Source organism: Komagataeibacter europaeus LMG 18890 (assembly GCF_000285295.1).
Lineage (GTDB): Bacteria > Pseudomonadota > Alphaproteobacteria > Acetobacterales > Acetobacteraceae > Komagataeibacter > Komagataeibacter europaeus.
In genome coordinates this window covers 46,905-64,824 of the sequence record NZ_CADP01000006.1, presented here as the reverse complement: position 1 = coordinate 64,824, position 17,920 = coordinate 46,905, and the positions used below count along the sequence as shown (strand labels likewise).

17 protein-coding genes are annotated in these 17,920 nt (G+C 64.1%); 2 read left to right on the top strand and 15 right to left on the bottom strand.

The window, feature by feature from the left end; genetic code table 11:
- From GEU01_RS27710 to secA, 15 genes are all read right to left on the bottom strand, one after another.
- The coding region (locus GEU01_RS27710) for a dihydropteroate synthase (RefSeq protein ID WP_456303507.1) at positions 1 to 373 on the bottom strand (373 nt) is incomplete at its 3' end.
- Between the two features lie 232 nt (positions 374 to 605).
- Entirely contained in the window at positions 606 to 2,546 is a 1,941-nt protein-coding gene (gene ftsH / locus GEU01_RS04305) for an ATP-dependent zinc metalloprotease FtsH (RefSeq protein ID WP_019085078.1), read from the bottom strand.
- Positions 2,547 to 2,690: 144 nt separating this feature from the next.
- Positions 2,691 to 3,953 (bottom strand): tRNA lysidine(34) synthetase TilS, encoded by a 1,263-nt coding sequence (tilS, locus tag GEU01_RS04300; protein WP_019085077.1) that lies wholly within the window; start codon positions 3,951 to 3,953, stop codon positions 2,691 to 2,693.
- A gap of 17 nt (positions 3,954 to 3,970) precedes the next feature.
- Positions 3,971 to 4,699, bottom strand: coding sequence for a tol-pal system YbgF family protein (locus GEU01_RS04295; RefSeq protein WP_010509122.1), 729 nt, complete (start codon positions 4,697 to 4,699; stop codon positions 3,971 to 3,973).
- A 111-nt stretch (positions 4,700 to 4,810) separates the two neighbouring features.
- Positions 4,811 to 5,281 carry a peptidoglycan-associated lipoprotein Pal gene (pal, locus tag GEU01_RS04290; RefSeq protein ID WP_019085076.1) on the bottom strand — a complete coding sequence of 157 codons (471 nt, stop codon included), beginning with the start codon at positions 5,279 to 5,281 and terminating at the stop codon, positions 4,811 to 4,813.
- A gap of 247 nt (positions 5,282 to 5,528) precedes the next feature.
- Positions 5,529 to 6,893, bottom strand: a complete 1,365-nt coding sequence (gene tolB, locus GEU01_RS04285) for a Tol-Pal system beta propeller repeat protein TolB (RefSeq protein ID WP_026018493.1) — start codon at positions 6,891 to 6,893, stop codon at positions 5,529 to 5,531.
- Positions 6,894 to 6,923: 30 nt separating this feature from the next.
- Entirely contained in the window at positions 6,924 to 7,916 is a 993-nt protein-coding gene (locus GEU01_RS04280) for a hypothetical protein (RefSeq protein WP_010509103.1), read from the bottom strand.
- 30 nt (positions 7,917 to 7,946) lie between these two features.
- Positions 7,947 to 8,381 carry a protein TolR gene (gene tolR / locus GEU01_RS04275; protein ID WP_026018492.1) on the bottom strand — a complete coding sequence of 145 codons (435 nt, stop codon included), beginning with the start codon at positions 8,379 to 8,381 and terminating at the stop codon, positions 7,947 to 7,949.
- Positions 8,382 to 8,383: 2 nt separating this feature from the next.
- Entirely contained in the window at positions 8,384 to 9,049 is a 666-nt protein-coding gene (gene tolQ, locus GEU01_RS04270; protein ID WP_010509099.1) for a protein TolQ, read from the bottom strand.
- A gap of 201 nt (positions 9,050 to 9,250) precedes the next feature.
- Positions 9,251 to 9,670: a YbgC/FadM family acyl-CoA thioesterase gene (locus tag GEU01_RS04265; protein WP_010509098.1), complete on the bottom strand. Its 420-nt coding sequence runs from the start codon at positions 9,668 to 9,670 to the stop codon at positions 9,251 to 9,253.
- Positions 9,671 to 10,717: a Holliday junction branch migration DNA helicase RuvB gene (ruvB, locus tag GEU01_RS04260; RefSeq protein WP_010509097.1), complete on the bottom strand. Its 1,047-nt coding sequence runs from the start codon at positions 10,715 to 10,717 to the stop codon at positions 9,671 to 9,673.
- Positions 10,714 to 11,334 (bottom strand): Holliday junction branch migration protein RuvA, encoded by a 621-nt coding sequence (gene ruvA / locus GEU01_RS04255; protein WP_019085073.1) that lies wholly within the window; start codon positions 11,332 to 11,334, stop codon positions 10,714 to 10,716. Before ruvA ends, ruvB begins: the two co-directional genes overlap by 4 nt.
- Positions 11,331 to 11,837, bottom strand: a complete 507-nt coding sequence (gene ruvC / locus GEU01_RS04250; RefSeq protein ID WP_019085072.1) for a crossover junction endodeoxyribonuclease RuvC — start codon at positions 11,835 to 11,837, stop codon at positions 11,331 to 11,333. The genes ruvA and ruvC overlap by 4 nt, the downstream gene beginning before the upstream one ends.
- Before the next feature lie 8 nt (positions 11,838 to 11,845).
- Entirely contained in the window at positions 11,846 to 12,595 is a 750-nt protein-coding gene (locus GEU01_RS04245) for a YebC/PmpR family DNA-binding transcriptional regulator (protein WP_019085071.1), read from the bottom strand.
- Positions 12,596 to 12,654: 59 nt separating this feature from the next.
- Positions 12,655 to 15,396, bottom strand: a complete 2,742-nt coding sequence (secA, locus tag GEU01_RS04240) for a preprotein translocase subunit SecA (protein WP_026018490.1) — start codon at positions 15,394 to 15,396, stop codon at positions 12,655 to 12,657.
- Positions 15,397 to 15,644: 248 nt separating this feature from the next.
- Between secA and GEU01_RS04230 the strand changes: the two genes are divergently transcribed.
- Positions 15,645 to 16,562 carry a peptidylprolyl isomerase gene (locus tag GEU01_RS04230; protein WP_026018489.1) on the top strand — a complete coding sequence of 306 codons (918 nt, stop codon included), beginning with the start codon at positions 15,645 to 15,647 and terminating at the stop codon, positions 16,560 to 16,562.
- A 103-nt stretch (positions 16,563 to 16,665) separates the two neighbouring features.
- On the top strand, positions 16,666 to 17,901 hold the full coding sequence (gene argJ, locus GEU01_RS04225) for a bifunctional glutamate N-acetyltransferase/amino-acid acetyltransferase ArgJ (protein ID WP_019085069.1): 1,236 nt from the start codon (positions 16,666 to 16,668) through the stop codon (positions 17,899 to 17,901).
- Positions 17,902 to 17,920 lie beyond the last annotated feature (19 nt).

Genomic DNA, 17,920 nt, shown 5'->3' with positions numbered 1-17,920 from the left:
CACCGCCGATATCAACAATCCGGCATCCGGCCGCATACATCGCCCGTATGGCCTCCAGCGCGGGCACGGCATGATAATGCCGTCCCCCATCACTGAAACTGTCGGGCGTGACATTGATGATTCCCATCACCTGCGGGCCGGACGGCAGACCGGCATCGGGAAACGGCGCGCTGACCCGGTCCGCAACCTGTGCCCATTGCGCGGGAATGGCGCAGGCAGGCACGATATGTCCGTCTTCCTCCCCGCCCCATAACCGCGCCAGCGTATAGGCTGATGGTCCGCCTGCCAGCCAGCGGGCCAGCCCGGCCGTTACAGCCTGTCGGGCGGCAGGCCCATGCAGCAGGCCAAGGGGTTCAATCAACCAGTCGTTCATCATCATCTGTCAATGCGGGTGTCGTGCTGCAAATACCAGGGGCGTCTGTAGTAAAGCTTTTTTCCAGAATATTTCCGGGCATGCCGCCTTTTGTCAAAAAAGCGGCAGCCAAAAATTTTTATTGCTTTTTTATCAAAAGATTATTTGGAAACAATCTTTTATGGCCCAGATACAAACATAGCGGGGCAGCCATGGGCCACCCCGCCACATTCTTCCGTCCGGATCAGATGTCCTAACCAGCCGGCGCCGTACCAACCCCACCGCCACCTTCTGGCGCAGGAAGCGGCGCAACCGGGGCCGAGGGAGCCGAAGGCGGCACGGACGGACGCCGGTTTTCCGGCATCGGGTCGTCAACCACCACCCGCTCGATCTTCTCGCCGCGCAGCACCTGCCGGATTTCCTCACCCGTCAGGGTTTCATATTCCAGCAGGGCACTACCCAGACGGTGCAACTGGTCAATATGTTCCAGCAGCAGGCTACGCGCACGGTCGTAGGCGGCGTCGATCAGCTTGCGGACCTCGTTATCGATCTCGCGGGCCGTTTCCTCCGACACGTTCTTGTTCTGGGTCACACTATGGCCAAGGAACACTTCCTGCCCGTTGCCACCATAGGCCACCATGCCGAGCTTTTCGCTCATGCCCCATTCGGTCACCATCCGGCGGGCCACATCGGTCGCCATCTTGATGTCACCCGACGCCCCGGTGGAGACATTGTCGGGGCCAAAGATGATTTCCTCCGCCGCGCGCCCGCCCATGGCCAGCGTCAGCTTGCCGATGCACCATGACCGGCTTTCGGAATAACGGTCCTTTTCCGGCAGGCTCATCACCATGCCCAGCGCACGGCCGCGCGGAATGATGGTCGCCTTGTGAACCGGGTCGGAACCGGGCGTGAGGATACCGACAAGGGCATGGCCACCTTCGTGATAGGCGGTCATCTTCTTCTCGTCCTCGGTCATGACCAGGGACCGGCGCTCGGCCCCCATCATCACCTTGTCCTTGGCGTTCTCGAATTCCAGCATGGCGACGGTACGCTTGCCAAGGCGGGCGGCCATGAGGGCTGCTTCATTGACAAGGTTGGCCAGATCCGCACCCGAGAAACCGGGCGTGCCACGGGCGATCACTTTCGGGTCCACATCAGATGCCAGCGGCACCTTGCGCATATGGACACGCAGGATCTTTTCACGGCCTGCCACATCAGGGTTGGGCACCACGACCTGACGGTCAAAGCGGCCGGGACGCAGCAGGGCGGGATCCAGCACGTCGGGACGGTTGGTCGCGGCAATCAGGATCACGCCCTCATTGCTGTCAAACCCGTCCATCTCGACCAGCATCTGGTTCAGGGTCTGCTCACGCTCATCATTCCCGCCGCCGAGGCCCGCGCCACGATGACGGCCCACCGCGTCGATTTCGTCAATGAAGATGATGCAGGGCGCGGCCTTCTTGCCCTGTTCGAACATGTCACGGACACGCGACGCGCCCACACCCACGAACATTTCAACGAAGTCGGAACCGGAAATGGTGAAGAACGGCACGTTCGCCTCACCCGCGATGGCGCGGGCCAGCAGCGTCTTACCCGTGCCGGGAGGGCCAACCAGCAGCACGCCCTTGGGGATCTTGCCGCCCAGGCGGGTGAACTTCTGCGGATCACGCAGGAAGTCGACGATTTCCTGCAGTTCGCCCTTGGCTTCATCAATGCCCGCCACGTCGTCAAACGTCACGCGGCCCTGCTTTTCGGTCAGCATCCGTGCACGCGACTTGCCAAAGCCCATGGCGCGTCCGCCACCAGACTGCATCTGGCGCATGATGAAGATCCACGCACCCACCATGAGCAACAGCGGCGCATAGTTGATCAGGTAGCGCAGGAAGGGGTTGGTGTCGCTTTCCAGCGGCTTGGCCGCAACCTCCACCCCCTTTTCCGTCAGGCGGGAAATCAGGGTCGGGTCCTGCGGCGCGTACGTGTCGAACGAAGTGCCATCCGTCAGTGTGCCAGTGATGTTATGTTCCTGCACCACGACAGACCGGACATGCCCGCTGTTCACGTCCCCGATGAAATCGGAATATGCCAGTTGCTGCGATGCGTGCTGCACGCTTCCCGGCTGGAAAACGTTAAACAGCAGCAGCAACAGGACGATGATGATAACCCACAGGGCCAGGTTACGGCCGAAATTGTTCATCTTGCCTACTGTTCCATCCGCTGGCCCCTTCGCCATCACCCCACGCGGGCAGACGAACAGACGCCACGTTCACTACGTCCTATCATACATAGGACGATCAAGGGACATTCACACCCCCAATCCACCACCTTTTATGACAATGGATCAGCAAGGCCTGCCATCGGGCGCATAAAACATGGCCCCGGGCAGCACGGGATGGGGTGGCTGGTTCACAAAAACCGCATCGGCCGCGCAATCCTGCGTGCGCAGTCCCATATGCGGAACGGCCATGACCCGGCCATCATGCCACAGCGCGGGCAGCGTACGCAACACGCGCGCGGGCCAGACGGACCGCGACCAGCCGGCAGGCCACCATGATGCCACGGCACCCGCCGCCCCCATCATCCACCCCGGCGCAAGGCCATGGGCCCGCAGCATGAACCGCCGGTCCCAGACATCTCCCGCGCGGGCTGGCATGGGTGGGGCAAGTGCCGATTCCTCACGCGCGATGATCCACTGCCCATCGCGCCACGGGATGATGGCCGTCCCCGCCAGAGTTGCAGGCCGGGGCGCATGGGCCAGTCGCCCGACGGCCTCATGCCCGGGCGGGTAATCCCGTCCACCAACCACGCGGATCAGGGCGGCAAGCAGTCTTGCGGGCGCCAGCCCCGCAGGCAGCACCACCCATCCCCCGCAATGAAACCGTGCATGGGCCGCAAGCCATTGCGCATCCGCCGCATCATGCGCCATGCGCCCGGCCCCCGCGCGTCGGGCCGCTGCCAGCAACCATGTGGCATGCGTCCCGTCATGGGCCAGCGCCTGCCGCGCCCGCGCGCGTTCGGTACGCAGGTCATGGTTTGATGGATCTTCCACCCATGCCACCCCCGCCGCGCGAACGGTGGCATACAGGGCAGACTTGGCAACGCCCAGCAATGGCCGGACAATGCGCACATCCGCCACGGGCGTCGCAACCGCCATGGCCGCCAGCCCGTCATCACCACTGGCGGCGCGCCTGCGCATCATGACCGTTTCAGCCTGGTCCCCCGCATGATGGGCCACCAGCAGGTCCAGTGCCCCGATTTCCCGGCAGGCGGCGAACAGGGCCTGATAGCGCATGCGCCGGGCACGTTCCGCCATGCGGGGGCCACGTGCCAGCCCCGTCAGGGTCAGCAGGCGACCGGGAATACCAAGCGAGGACAGCCGGGCCAGGGTCTGCACGGCTTCGGACCGGGATTCGGCACGCAGGCCATGATCGACCACCAGTGCCATCACGTCATGCCGCCATTGCCGTGCAAGGATGGCCAGCGCCATGCTGTCCGCCCCGCCCGATACCGCAACCGCCACGGGCATGCCCTGGCCCGGCCATGGGCCAAGGGACGCCATCATGGTGGCAAAACGTGACGGATCGACGGGTTCAGCCGAAAGCACCAGCGCCCTCTCGCAGGTCAGCTACACTTGGCGCGTTTACGGTAAACCTGTTCGGCGGACTTGATGCGGGCGGCGGGTTCGGGAAATTCGCTGGAGAGCTTGTCCAGCGCCTGACAGGCCGATGCCTTGTCATTCAGCGCCACAAGCGTCGCCGCCACCCCCAGCAGGGCACTGGGCGCGCGCTGCCCGTGCGGTGCGCGGTTATAGGCGTCATAATAGGCCAGCGCCGACTGACGGTACTGTTTCTGCCCCGCCAGCGACTGGGCCAGCAGGTACTGGGCATCCACCTGCCGGGGGGATTTGGGGCCGGACAGGACCTGCTGCGCATCAGCCTGCGCCGTGGCGTAATCCTGCTTCAGCAACGCGTCATTGCCGGCCTTCAGCACATCATCAGGCGTGCGCTTGGCTGCCGGGGCGGCGGTGGTCGCGGGCGGGGCAACGGTGCTGGAACCCGTGCCGCCGTGGCCATGCTGCATGGCGAAGTCCATGTCACCGATCTGCTTGCTCAGGGCGGCATTCTGCTGCTGTACCTGATTGGTCAGCTGGTCGATCTGGCCACGCATTTCCCGCGTCTGTTCTTCCAGTGCGTTTACACGGTCAAGCAGTTGCAGGGTCAGGGTATTGTCACCAGCAGCCTGCGCCAGCCCCATGCCTGCCAGCGAGACCCCACCGGCCAGCACGCCCACCCTGCCCCACCGCCGGCACAGAAGGGGGACCGAAAGGAAACATGACATCACAGACTGCATGGACCAAACCCTTTGAAACACAAGACATGCATACCTAAAACAAAACCGGCTGAGCGATAAGCGCCCGGCCGGTTCCATAACTGTCACGCCATCAAAAGCGTGGGCAGAAACTTACTGTACCGCCGTGATGGCGTTACGGTTCTGGTCCCAGGATGCTTCGTCATCGCCAACAGCGGTCGGACGGTCCTTACCATAGGAAATGGTGGTGATGCGCGATGCATCGACACCCTTCGCCACCAGATAGTCATGCGCGGCATTGGCACGACGCTCACCCAGCGCGATGTTGTATTCTTCCGTGCCACGGTCATCGCAGTTGCCAGCGATCTGCACGTGTACCTGCGGGTACTTGGCCAGCCAGGCAGCCTGCTTGTCCAGCGTTGCCTTCGCGTCGCTTGACAGCGTGTTCTGGTTCAGCGCGAACAGCACGCGGTCACCCGCGGTTGCGACCAGATCAGCCTCGCTGCCCGGGGTCGGGCCGACCTGCTGCGTGGCGGCGCCCGTGTTCACGTTCTTGTTCGCATGATCGGAACAGGCAGCGAGAAAAAGGGCCATGCCGGCCGCACCAAGAAGCTTCAGTTTCATTACTTTTGATCCTGGATCGGTTTCATTTCTTGAAACCATTTGTTGAATTTCCGGATTTAAATATAGAACGGTCCCGAGTCTCGTTGCGCCCTGCCAAACAAACTGTCCAACAGAAACTCGCGATCGCTGGAAACCGCCATCAACATAGAGGTAAAACCCGGCCACAGTCAATGTTGGACAAACACATACCCGCCATTTTCTAAATGATTAGGTAGCGGAATATTATCTGTCCAACATATTGAAAGAATTACTTATTCAGCGGCGACCATGTCGGATCGGAGGCGCTGCCCGCCGGCAGGGCCCGTTCATGGAAGCCGGTAATGTCAATTGTATTGATACCTGTTGCAAATCCGGCACCATTTCTGCCCGCCGAACTCTGGCGGCAGAAAGCCAGCACGCGGCCATTGGGGCAGAAAGTCGGGCTTTCCACCGTAAAGCCCTGCGTCAGGATCCGCTCCCCCGTTCCATCAGGCGCCATGACCCCCAGCGAGAAGCTGCCGTTGGCAATGCGCGAAAATGCGATCAGGTCACCGCGCGGGGACCAGACCGGGGACCCGTAATACCCGCGGCCATAGGAAATCCGTTTCGCGTCGCCGCCTGCGGCACTCATGATATAAAGCTGCGGCGAACCACCACGGTCGGAGTTGAAGACGATCTGCGACCCGTCGGGGCTGTAGGACGGGCTGGTGTCAATCGCGCCGGATGACGTGATCTGCCGCCGCGCCATCGTTGTCAGGTCCACCGTATAGATGTCCGACCCGCCGCCACGCGTGACCGACAGGACCACGGAACGTCCATCCGGGGCGAAACGGGGGGCAAAGGAAATACCCGAAAAGTCACCCAGCAGCCTCTGCTGTCCGGTATTCAGGTTGAACAGGTAAACACGCGGCCTGTAGTTGGCATAGGACATGAATGCCAGTTCACTATTTGCCGGGTTGAAACGCGGCGTCAGCGTCAACCACTGCCCGTTGGTCAGGTAACGGCTGTCCGCCCCGTCCTGATCCATGATGGCAAGCCGCGTGATCTGTCGCGCCCGCGGACCGGAACGCGCAATATAGGCAATGCGGGAATTGAAATATCCCTGCTCACCCAGCAGGCGGCCATAGATCACATCGGCGATCACATGCGCAATGCGGCGCCAGTCCTGGGCTGCCGCGGTGTAGGCCGTGCCCTGGATCTGCTTGCCGGTCATGACATCCCACAGCCGGAATTCCACCCGCAGGCTGCTACCCTGGTCCATGACCTTGCCGGTCATGGCCGCGCGCGCGCCCATGGACTTGTAGCTGCCAAAATCGGGCGTGCCCTGCGGCATGCTGGCGCTGATGGGACGGAACAGGCCGCAATTGGCCAGATCGGCGGAAATCACATCCGTGATCTGCTGCGCGACACCGCTGCCCAGCGACGGCAGGACAATGGGAATGGGCGCGGTGCGGGCCTGGTCCACCGTGATTTCGGCATCGCCAGCCTGTGCATGGGCAGCACCCGCGGCGAACAGCGGCGTGGCCATAAGGCCACCGGCCACCCCTGCCCCCATGAAACCACGACGGCCAAAGGCCGCGGCCAGCCGGTCGGCATCATCATCTGGAATCAAAGGCTTTACGCTTGATGTCATTTTCATCTCCCCGTCTTCGTCCACCTGTTCTCAGGGACGGAATACGAATTTCAGTTGCCTGGTCTGGCCCAGAAGATTCTGCGGAATGGGCAGTTTGGCACAGGTGGGGCTGAGCACCGCATCACGCGCACGTTCCGCCAGTGCGCGATAGGACGGGTCCGACGCCATCTGTGCCTGCGTCTGGGGGGCGAATTCCACCAGGCGTGCCGTGCCCGTCTCATCCACTGTCACAACCAGATGCGCCACGAACTGGGCATAATTACGCGCAGCCGTATCTTCCGAATAACAGCGGCGCACGGAATTGCCGATCGCCTTCTGCTGCGTTGCGTTCAGCGCACTGGTGATGTCCCCATCCGGCGTTCCACCGCCATCAGGGGCGCCACCCTGCTGCGGGTTGGGCCGCGCCTTGGGCGGATGGGTCTGCTTCTGGTCAGCGCGGAAGGAATCCAGCGTGGCCAGCAGGGAATGCGTATCAGGCACATGCTTCTTCGCCTCGTTGGGCTGCGTCGTGCTTGAGTGTTCCTGCACCTTGGGTGCGGCCGTCGGGTCCGGCTGGGCCGAAGGGGGCACGGGGGCATGGGCCTGTGCTGGCGCGGCCTTGGGCGGCGTGGGCGGCAGCTTCACCGCATCGGGCGAGGGCTGCTGTTCACGCGGCGGCGTTGGCGCGTCGGGCACGGGCTTGGGCGCCTGCTGCGGTGGCGGCATGGGCGGCGGTGGCGGCGGCGGTGGGGCCGCTTCCTCATTGGGCGCCTTTTCGGGCGGGGTGGGCGCGGGTGGTGCCTCCTGCCTGACCGGCGCGGGCGCCGGGGCGGGCTTGGGCGCCGGCCTGTCGCCCTTATGCGGGGTGGACGTGCCGGTATCGGCCGCGAATTCCATCTCGATCGTGGGCGGCGGAGGCGGCTCCTTGGGAACCGGCACCGGCATCCGCAACAGCACGGCAAGCAGCAGCGCGACATGCAGCCCGCCCGATACAATGACGGAACGCCGCATGAGGATACGTTCGGAACGACGCGGTGGCACCACGATCAGACGGCTCCCGGTATCAGGTTCAGCTTAATGGCCGCCGGGCGGCTGCTGCGCCAGCAACGCCACGTGCGTAAAGCCACCTGCCGTGATCTGGCCCATGATCTGCATCACCCGGCCATAGTCGATATGGGAATCCCCACGCACGAAAATGCGGTGTTCACGGTCATTCTGGGCCGCGGCCTTGAGCTGATCCACCAGCTGGTCGGGCGAGACGGGTTCATCACCCAGGTACAGGTCGCCATTGGACCGGATCGAGACGGTAATCGGCTTGGTATCGGTATTGACCGGGGCCGCATCCGTCTTGGGCAGGTCCACGTTCACGCCGCTTGTCATCATCGGCGCCGTCACCATGAAGATGATGAGCAGCACCAGCATCACGTCAACCAGGGGGGTGACGTTGATTTCCGCCATGGGCCGCCGCTTGCGCCGGCGTCCGCGCAGGTCGCTCAGGCTTGCCCCCATGATCACGCACCCCTTTCTTCGGACTGGCGTGACAGGATGGCGGCGAATTCGGTGCCGAAGGCATCCAGCCGGTCTTCGAACACGCTCATGCTGTTGCTGATCACGTTATAGGCGATCACCGCCGGGATGGCCGTGACAAGGCCGATGGCGGTCGCGAACAGGGCTTCCGAAATGCCGGGGGCCACGACGGACAGGTTGGTGTTGTGCATGGCCGCGATCGACCCGAAGGCATGCATGATGCCCCACACCGTCCCAAACAGGCCGATGAACGGCGCCACGGGCCCGATGGTGGCCAGGAAGATGATCCACCGGTTCAGGCGGTCCATTTCACGCGTGATGGTAATGGCCATGGCGCGGTTGACGCGATCCTGCACCCCACCATGCACCAGGTCGATGCCGGTAATGCGCGATGAACGCCGCCATTCCCCCATCGCCGCGCCAAACACGGCGGCCATCGGGTGGACCGGCTTCGCGCCATCGGATTCATACAGGTCGTCAAGGCTGCCACCGGCCCAGAAGCGTTCCTCAAAATCATTCGCCTGCCGGTTGACCCGGCGGACAGTCGTGAATTTGTCGAAGATGATTGCCCACACAATCACACTGCAGGTCACCAGGCCAATCATTACCAGCTTAACGACAACCGATGCGTGCATGAATAACGCCCACATCGACAGATCACCTGCTGCAGCGCCCAGATTCGCCGCATTAACCGCTTGGTCCAAATATACCTCCTGCCCACCTTGACCGTTCGCACAAACACGAAACTTGCCCCTTTAGCAAGTCACGGCCAACCCGCTTTCCGCACAGCCTTGCGTCCCGGTCAACCCATGGCATGAAAAGCACATGCATACTGCATGCCTTCGTCTGGCTCAGGCCACGAGTTCGCGTAAAAGATCACGCCATCGCGGCGGAAATCGGGCAGCCCGTCCATCCTGCGCACGCACGCAGGCCAGACGGACATCCAGCGACCCGCACCCCAGCCCGCCGTTCCCGTCCACACGGTGGAAGTCCTGCATGAGCCGGCAGCTTGCCGCCCCGAGGTCCGTCAGGCGAGTCGTGATGCGCACGATGTCATCCAGCCGCAGCGGCGCGCGGTAGTCGATGGCGGCATGCCGCACCACGAAGGCCAGCCCGTAATCGGCCAGCAGGTCGGACGCCGCCTGCCCCTGCGCGCGGATCGCTTCCGTGCGGGCGCGTTCCGCCAGCGCAAGGTAGCGGGCATGATAGACGACGCCCCCCGCGTCCGTATCCTCGTAGTAGATACGGAAATCGATATTATGTTCCACCATTCAGTCATCCCCCAGCAGGTCTCCCTGTCCGGGCGTGCGGGCGGGGGGCTGCAACCCGAGATGGCGCCAGCCCCGCTCGCCCAGCATGCGCCCGCGGCTTGTCCGTAGCACAAGCCCTTCCTGAATCAGGTAGGGCTCGATCACATCCTCGAGTGTATCGCGCGCCTCGGCCAGGGCGGCCGCCAGCGTTTCAACCCCCACCGGGCCGCCATGGTGGTATTCGGCAATGCGGCGCAGGTACCGGCGGTCCATGCCATCCAGCCCCATCGAATCGACTTCCAGACGCGACAGCGCGGCATCCGCCAGCACCCGGTCAACCGGCCCGCTGCCCGCACGCGCCACGGCGGCGAAGTCGCGCACCCGGCGCAGCAGCCTGCCAGCGATACGCGGCGTGCCACGCGAACGGCGGGCGATTTCCTCCGCCCCCTCCGGTGTCAGGTCGAATTCCAGCTTGCGCGCGCCACGGGTCACGATCTGGCACAGTTCCTCAGGGGTATAGAACACCAGCCGCAGCGGAATGCCGAACCGGTCCCGCAGCGGCGTCGCCAGCAGGCCCGCGCGCGTGGTGGCGGCCACCAGCGTAAAGGGGGCCAGGTCAATCCGCACCGAACGCGCGGCAGGCCCTTCCCCAATGATCAGGTCAAGCTGGAAATCCTCCATCGCCGGGTACAGCACTTCCTCGATGGACGGGTGCAGGCGGTGGATTTCGTCAATGAACAGCACGTCGCGCGGCTGCAGGTTGGTCAGGATCGCGGCCAGATCCCCCGCGCGCTGGATCACCGGCCCCGATGTCGCGCGAAACCCCACGCCCAGTTCACGCGCCACGATCTGCGCCAGCGTGGTCTTGCCCAGTCCCGGCGGCCCATGCAGCAGCACATGATCCAGCGCATCCCCACGCTGCCGGGCGGCGGCGATGAAAATGGCCAGGTTTTCGCGGCTGGCCTTCTGGCCGGTGAAATCATCCAGCGTCTGGGGCCGGAGCGAGCCTTCGCTACCGTCTTCCTCGCCCCGTCGGGCGTCGATTTCGCGCTCGGGCTGTTCGCTCATCGGGCCAGTTCCTTCAGCGCGTCACGGATCACGACATCCAGGTCGGCCCTGCCGTCCAGCCGGTCAATGACCCGTTCCACCACCGGCTGCGCTTCCGCCCGGCGGAAGCCAAGCCCGGACAGCGCCAGCAGCGCATCCGCCGCGATGCTCCGCTGCGTCGGCACGGCAATGGTCACGCCTGGCACCACGCTGCCCGCGGGCGCGCCCGTGGGCATGCCTTCGCATTTGTCACGCAGTTCGGTCACGATACGCTGGGCAAGACGCGCGCCCACGCCCCCCGCGCGGGTCAGCATGGCCTTGTCGCCCCCGCCAATGGCCACCATCAGGTCAGGCGGCGGCAGGACGGACAGGATGGCCAGCGCCACCTTGGCCCCCACCCCCTGCACGGTGGTCAGCAGGCGGAACCATGACCGCTCCGACGCCTCGGCAAAGCCATACAGCAGGATGGCGTCCTCGCGCACCACGGTTTCCACCAGCACCAGGGCCAGTTCCGGCGGCTGCGGCAGGACCGCCAGCGTGCGCGAGGACGCCTGCACCAGATAGCCGACGCCGCTTACGTCAATCACGCAGCGATCCGCCTCCACCTGCGCCAGCAGGCCACGCAGCTGCGCGATCATGCCATCCTCGTCGCATTGGCGATATGCATGGCGCTGGCGCGATGGTGGGCGTGGCAGATGGCCACCGCCAGCGCATCCGCCGCATCCGCGCTCTTCAGCAGGGCCGTGGGCAGGATCCGGCGGACCATCATGCCGACCTGTTCCTTTGTCGCGGCCCCGGTGCCGACCACGGCGCGCTTGACCGTCTTTGCTCCGTATTCGGATACGGGAATATCCAGCAGCATCGGCACCAGCAGCCCCACGCCACGGGCATAGCCCAGCTTCAGCGTCGCAGAGCCGTTGCGGTTGACATAGGTTTCCTCGACCGCCGCTTCATCGGGGGCGAAGTTACGGGCCAGTTCCAGCAGCGCATCATGCAGGTGGCGCAGGCGCTCGGGCACGGACAGTGCCGAATCGGTGGCGATCACACCATCGGCAACATGGCTCAGCCGGTTGCCCTGCGCCGTCACGACCCCCCAGCCGGTAAAACGCAGGCCGGGATCGATGCCAAGGATGCGGACCACCGGCCGGATCAGGCCGACAGCTTTTCGGCCACGTCGTCCGGCACGTCGAAATTGGCGTATACCGCCTGCACGTCGTCGTGGTCTTCCAGCGTGTCGATCAACTTGAACACGCTGCGCGCCTTGTCTTCATCCAGTTCAACCGTATTGGACGGCCGCCAGTCCAGCCGGGCCGAAGCGGGTTCGCCAAAACGGGTTTCCAGCGCGTCGCGCACGGCAAAGAAGGATTCGACCGGACAGGTCACTTCATGCATGCCCTCCACGGTCTCGACATTCTCGGCACCGGCTTCAAGCCCGGCTTCGATCAGGTCGTCCTCGCACGCCGCATCCAGTGGATAGGTGATCACCCCCAGGCGGGTGAACATGAAGGACACCGAGTTCGTCTCCCCCAGCGAACCGCCATGCTTGGAAAACGCCGCGCGGACATCGGATGCCGTACGGTTGCGGTTATCCGTCAGTCCTTCCACGATCACGGCCACGCCGGCCGGGCCGTACCCTTCGTAACGGACTTCGGTGTAGTCATCACCGCCGCCAGCGCCCGATGCCTTCTTGATCGCGCGTTCGACCGTGTCCTTGGGCATGTTGACTTCACGCGCGGCCGAAATCGCAGCACGCAGGCGCGGATTCATGGCCGGGTCTGGCATGCCTTCACGCGTGGCCACGGTGATTTCACGGATGACCTTGGCAAACTGCTTGGCCCGCTTGGCGTCCTGCGCGCCCTTGCGGTGCATGATGTTCTTGAATTGGGAATGACCCGCCATCGTTCGTCCCTGATCCTGTTTCGTCTATCGTTCTTGGCCATCCACCCCGGTATGGCTGGTCAGACCAGCCGCCCGTGGCAGTGCTTGTATTTCTTGCCCGACCCGCAGGGGCAGGGCGAATTGCGCGAGACCTCGCCCCAGCTGGACGGGTCATCGGGCATGACCGCGGCCCCGCCGATGGGCGCCGCCATGGACGGATCCGGCTGGCGGCCCGTCGCATCGGGCATGAGGCCGGGGCCCGGCTCGTTCTCCAGCCCCGGCACCTCGGGGTCGGAATGGATTTCGGCAACACCGGCAAAGGGGTTGTCAATCGGCGGCGGCGCCATTTCCACCCGCGCCATGGTGGAGGTCACGCGCACCCGCAGGTGATCAAGCATGGCGTGGAACAGCTCGAACGCCTCGTGCTTGAACTCGTTCAGCGGGTCCTTCTGGCCATAGGCGCGCAGGCCGATGCCCTGACGCAGCTGGTCAAGGGCCAACAGGTGCTCCTTCCATACCGCGTCAAACGTGGTCAGCAGCACCTGCTTTTCCACATAGCGCATGACGGACGGGCCGAAATTGGCGGCCCGGCTGGCCTGTGACTGGGCGGCCGCCTGCTCGATCCGTTCGGCCACGACCGTGCCGTCCACGCCGTCTTCCTTCGCCCATTCCGCAATCGGCAGGGTCAGGTTCAGCGTGGTCTGCACATCCTGCGCCAGTTCATCCTTCAGCCACTGCTCGGGGAAGGATTTTTCGGGAATGCGCCGGGCCACCATGTCGTGGATCACGTCTTCACGCATTTCGGTGATGATGGGGGAGACATCCTCCGCCGCCATGTATTCCCGGCGCTGGGCATAGACCTCCTTGCGCTGGTCATTCATCACGTCATCATATTTGAGCGTGTTCTTGCGCATGTCGAAGTTGCGGGCCTCGACCTTCTTCTGCGCGCGCTCAAGGGCCTTGTTGATCCAGGGATGCACGATCGCCTCCCCTTCCTTCAGGCCCAGCTTCTGCAGCATGTTGCCCATGCGGTCGGTACCGAATATGCGCATGAGGTCATCTTCAAGCGAGATGAAGAAGCGCGAATTGCCCGGATCGCCCTGACGCCCCGCGCGGCCGCGCAGCTGGTTGTCGATACGGCGGCTTTCATGCCGTTCGGTGCCGATGACATACAGGCCGCCCGCCTTGCGTACGATATCGTGGTCGCGGGCCACCGTCTCCCGCAGTTCCTGCTCGCTGCGGGCATAGTCTTGCGGATCCTCGATCCCGGCAAGGCGCTGGTGGATCAGCATGTCCACATTGCCGCCAAGCTTGATGTCCGTGCCACGCCCGGCCATGTTGGTGGCGATGGTGATGGCCCCGGGCGCACCGGCCTGCGCCACGATCTCGGCCTCGAGTTCATGGAACCGGGCGTTGAGCACGTTGTGCTTGATGCCGTGCTGGCGCAGCAGGGAGGAGAGGTACTCGCTCTTCTCGATCGACGTCGTGCCCACCAGCACCGGCTGGCCGGATGTCTTGCTGATGTCCTTGATGAGGTTGGCGACCGCTTCGTATTTCTCCCGCGCGGTCAGGTAGACCTCGTCATCGTCGTCCTTGCGCGCGACGGGCAGGTTGGTCGGGATCTCGATCACGTCGAGCTTGTAGATATCCGCGAATTCATCTGCTTCCGTCATGGCCGTGCCGGTCATGCCGGACAGGCGGGGATACATGCGGAAGTAGTTCTGGAACGTGATGGAGGCCAGGGTCTGGTTTTCCTGCTGGACCTCGACATGCTCCTTGGCTTCCAGCGCCTGGTGCAGGCCGTCCGAATAGCGGCGGCCTTCCATCATGCGGCCGGTGAATTCGTCAATGATCACCACCTTGCCACCACGCACGATGTAATCGACATCGCGGGTGAACAGCGTATGCGCGCGCAGCGACTGCTGCACGTGGTGGATCACCGCCACGTTATTGCTGTCATACAGGCCGCCTTCATGCAGCACGCCCGCGCCACGCAGCAGTTCCTCCACCTGTTCCGCGCCCTTTTCCGTCAGGATGACGGAGCGGAATTTCTCATCCTTCTCATACGCTTCGGGGTCGGCCACCAGGGCGACCATCACCTCATCCACCGCGCGGTACAGGTCGGAACTGTCCTCGGCGGGGCCGGAGATGATGAGCGGGGTCCGCGCCTCATCGATCAGGATCGAATCTACTTCATCGACAATGGCGTGGTGGAAGGGCCGCTGGACCATGTCCTCCACGCGGTACTTCATGTTGTCACGCAGGTAGTCGAAGCCGAATTCGTTGTTGGTACCGTAAGTTATGTCGGCACGGTAGGCGGCGCGGCGTTCGTCCTCGGGCATGTTGGGCACGACCACGCCCACGCTCAGCCCCAGGAATTCATACAGCTTGCCCATCTGGTCGGCATCGCGGCTGGCAAGGTAGTCGTTGACGGTCACGACATGCACGCCCTTGCCCGCCAGCGCGCTGAGATAGACGGCAAGCGTCGCGACAAGGGTCTTGCCCTCACCGGTGCGCATTTCCGCAATCTTGCCATCATGCAGGACCATGCCACCAATCAGCTGCACATCGAAATGCCGCATGCCCAGCACGCGCTTCGAGGCCTCGCGGCAGACGGCGAAGGCTTCGGGCAGCAGGGCATCCAGCGTTTCGCCCCTGGCAAGGCGTTCACGGAATTCGGGCGTCTTGGCGGCAAAGGCCGCATCGTCCAGCGCCTGGACCTGGGGTTCAAGCGCGTTGATCGCGGGCACGCGCCGCTGGTACGATTTCAGCGCCCGGTCATTGGCGGTTCCGAACAGGGCGCGGGCAATACTGGCGAACATGAAGACCTTCCCGGAATGGCATTCCCGCACGCCCGCGACGGACCGGCGGGGGCGGGGGCAGGCTTTGGCGGATAAAATTCTCGCGCGGAGACATGAGATAGGACCCATGCCGCCAACGGTCAACCGATGGACCGTGGCGCCATGGCAAAAGCGGGGGAAAACGGCCATATCGCATCCGGCCCTTGCAGGCTGGGCCGCCCTTCGCCATGATGCCCGCCGAACGCGTTCATAACTAGGGTTTTTTGCACATGCGGACTATCAGTCCGGCAAAGGCTGTCGCAACGATGGCCCTGCTTGCTTCCTCTTTCATCGTCCCTCCTGCATTCGCGGCGTCCCCCGCCCCGGCGCCCGCCCCCGCGGCGGCCAAGCCGGGCGCGCCCGGCACGGCGGACCAGAATCCGCTCCTCGCCACGGTGAACGGGCAGGACATCCGTCTCAATGACGTGCGGCAGGCCATGGCCACGATGCCCGAGCAGCTGCGCAAGCTGCCCGACAACATCATCGTGCCGATCCTGCTCAACCAGCTTGTGGACCAGCGCGCCATCCAGGTCGCGGCGGCCAAGGCCGGGCTGGACAAGCAGCCCGACGTCCAGCAACAGATGCAGCAGGCGGCGCAGAATGCGCTGCAGAATGCCTATCTGTCGGCACAGGTCGCCCCCACGCTGACCGATGATGCGGTCAAGGCGTATTACGACAAGAACTACGCCAACAAGCCGGGTGCTGAAGAAATCCACGCCCGCCACATCCTGGTGCAGACGGAGGCCGAGGCCAACGACGTCATCAAGCAGCTCAAGGGCGGGGCCGACTTTGGCCAGCTGGCCACCAAGCTGTCCAAGGACCCCGGATCCGCCAAGCAGAATGGCGGCGACCTGGGCTGGTTCAAGAAGGGTGACATGCTGCCGACCTTCTGGGACGCGGCATCTTCCATGCAGCCCAACACCTTCAGCCAGACCCCGGTCCACACCCAGTACGGCTGGCACGTGATCCAGGTGCTGGGCAAGCGCACCGCGCCGACGCCCACGCTGGACGCGACCCGCGACCAGATCCGCCAGAAGCTGATCCAGGAAGGCGTGCAGAAGGCCGTCAGCAACGCCCTGTCGCAGGTCAAGGTCGTGCGCTTTGGCCCGGACGGCAAGCCGCTGCCTGAACAGCCCGCGGCCCACTAATCCAAGGCTGCGGCGCGGGCGGGATGCAACCGCGTTCCCGCCTGCGCCGCCGAATCATACTCGTTCCCCGTTTCCCGCTGTCATCCAAGGACCCTGACCGACCATGGCCAATGCCCTGCCCGTCTCCCCCCTTGCCCGGCCAATGCCTGAACTTCCGCCCGTGGCGGGCGTACGTTTCGGCGCAACGGCAGCAGGCATCCGTTACAAGGGACGCACCGACCTGGTGATGGCGGAATTCGCGCCGGGCACGACGGTGGCGGGTGTCTATACCCGCAGCAAGTGCCCCGGCGCGCCGGTGGACTGGTGCCGCGCCGCGATGGCCGATGGCCGCGCGCGGGCGCTGGTGGTCAATGCGGGAAACGCCAATGTCTTTACCGGCCGCGCGGGCTTCGAGGCGACGCAGGCCAATGCGGCCGACGCGGCGCGACTGGTCAACTGCGCGGCAAGCGAGGTTTTCCTCGCCTCCACCGGCGTAATCGGTGAAATCCTGCCCTACCAGAAGATTTCAGCCGCCCTGCCCGGCCTGTACGCCACCCTGTCGGATGACGGGTGGCCGGATGCCGCGCGTGGCATCATGACCACCGATACCTTTCCCAAGGCCGCGACCCGCACGGCGCGCATTGGCGAAACGACGGTGCGCATCCAGGGCATTGTCAAGGGCAGCGGCATGGTGGCGCCGGACATGGCGACCCTGCTGTCCTTCATCGCGACCGATGCGAAACTGCCCGCAGGCGTGATCCAGTCCCTGCTGACCGATGGGGTCAACCGCAGCTTCAACTGCATTACGGTGGATTCGGATACCTCCACCTCCGACATGATTCTGCTGTTCGCCACGGGGCAGGCCGGCAATACGGAAATCGGGGATGCGCAGTCGCCGCATCTGGCGGATTTCCGCGAAGCACTCGATTCCCTGCTGCTGGAACTGGCGTTGCTGGTGATCCGCGACGGGGAAGGTGTGACGAAGATGATGCACATCACCGTCACGGGCGCGGTATCCGATGAATCGGCCCACCGCGTGGCCATGTCCGTGGCCAATTCCCCGCTGGTCAAGACGGCCGTGGCGGGGGAAGACGCCAACTGGGGCCGCGTCGTCATGGCGGTTGGCAAATGTGGCGAACCCGCCAACCGCGATACGCTGTCGGTCGGCATTGGCGGGACATGGATTGCCCAAAACGGCACCGTCGTGCCCGATTATGATGAAACCCCCGTTGTCGCGCACATGCGCGGGCAGGAAATCGAGATCACCATCGACCTGGGCCTGGGCAACGGCACGGCGCAGGCATGGGGCTGCGACCTGACGCACGGCTACATCGACATCAACGGATCCTATCGCAGCTAGGCCATGGCGGGCGCCTGAT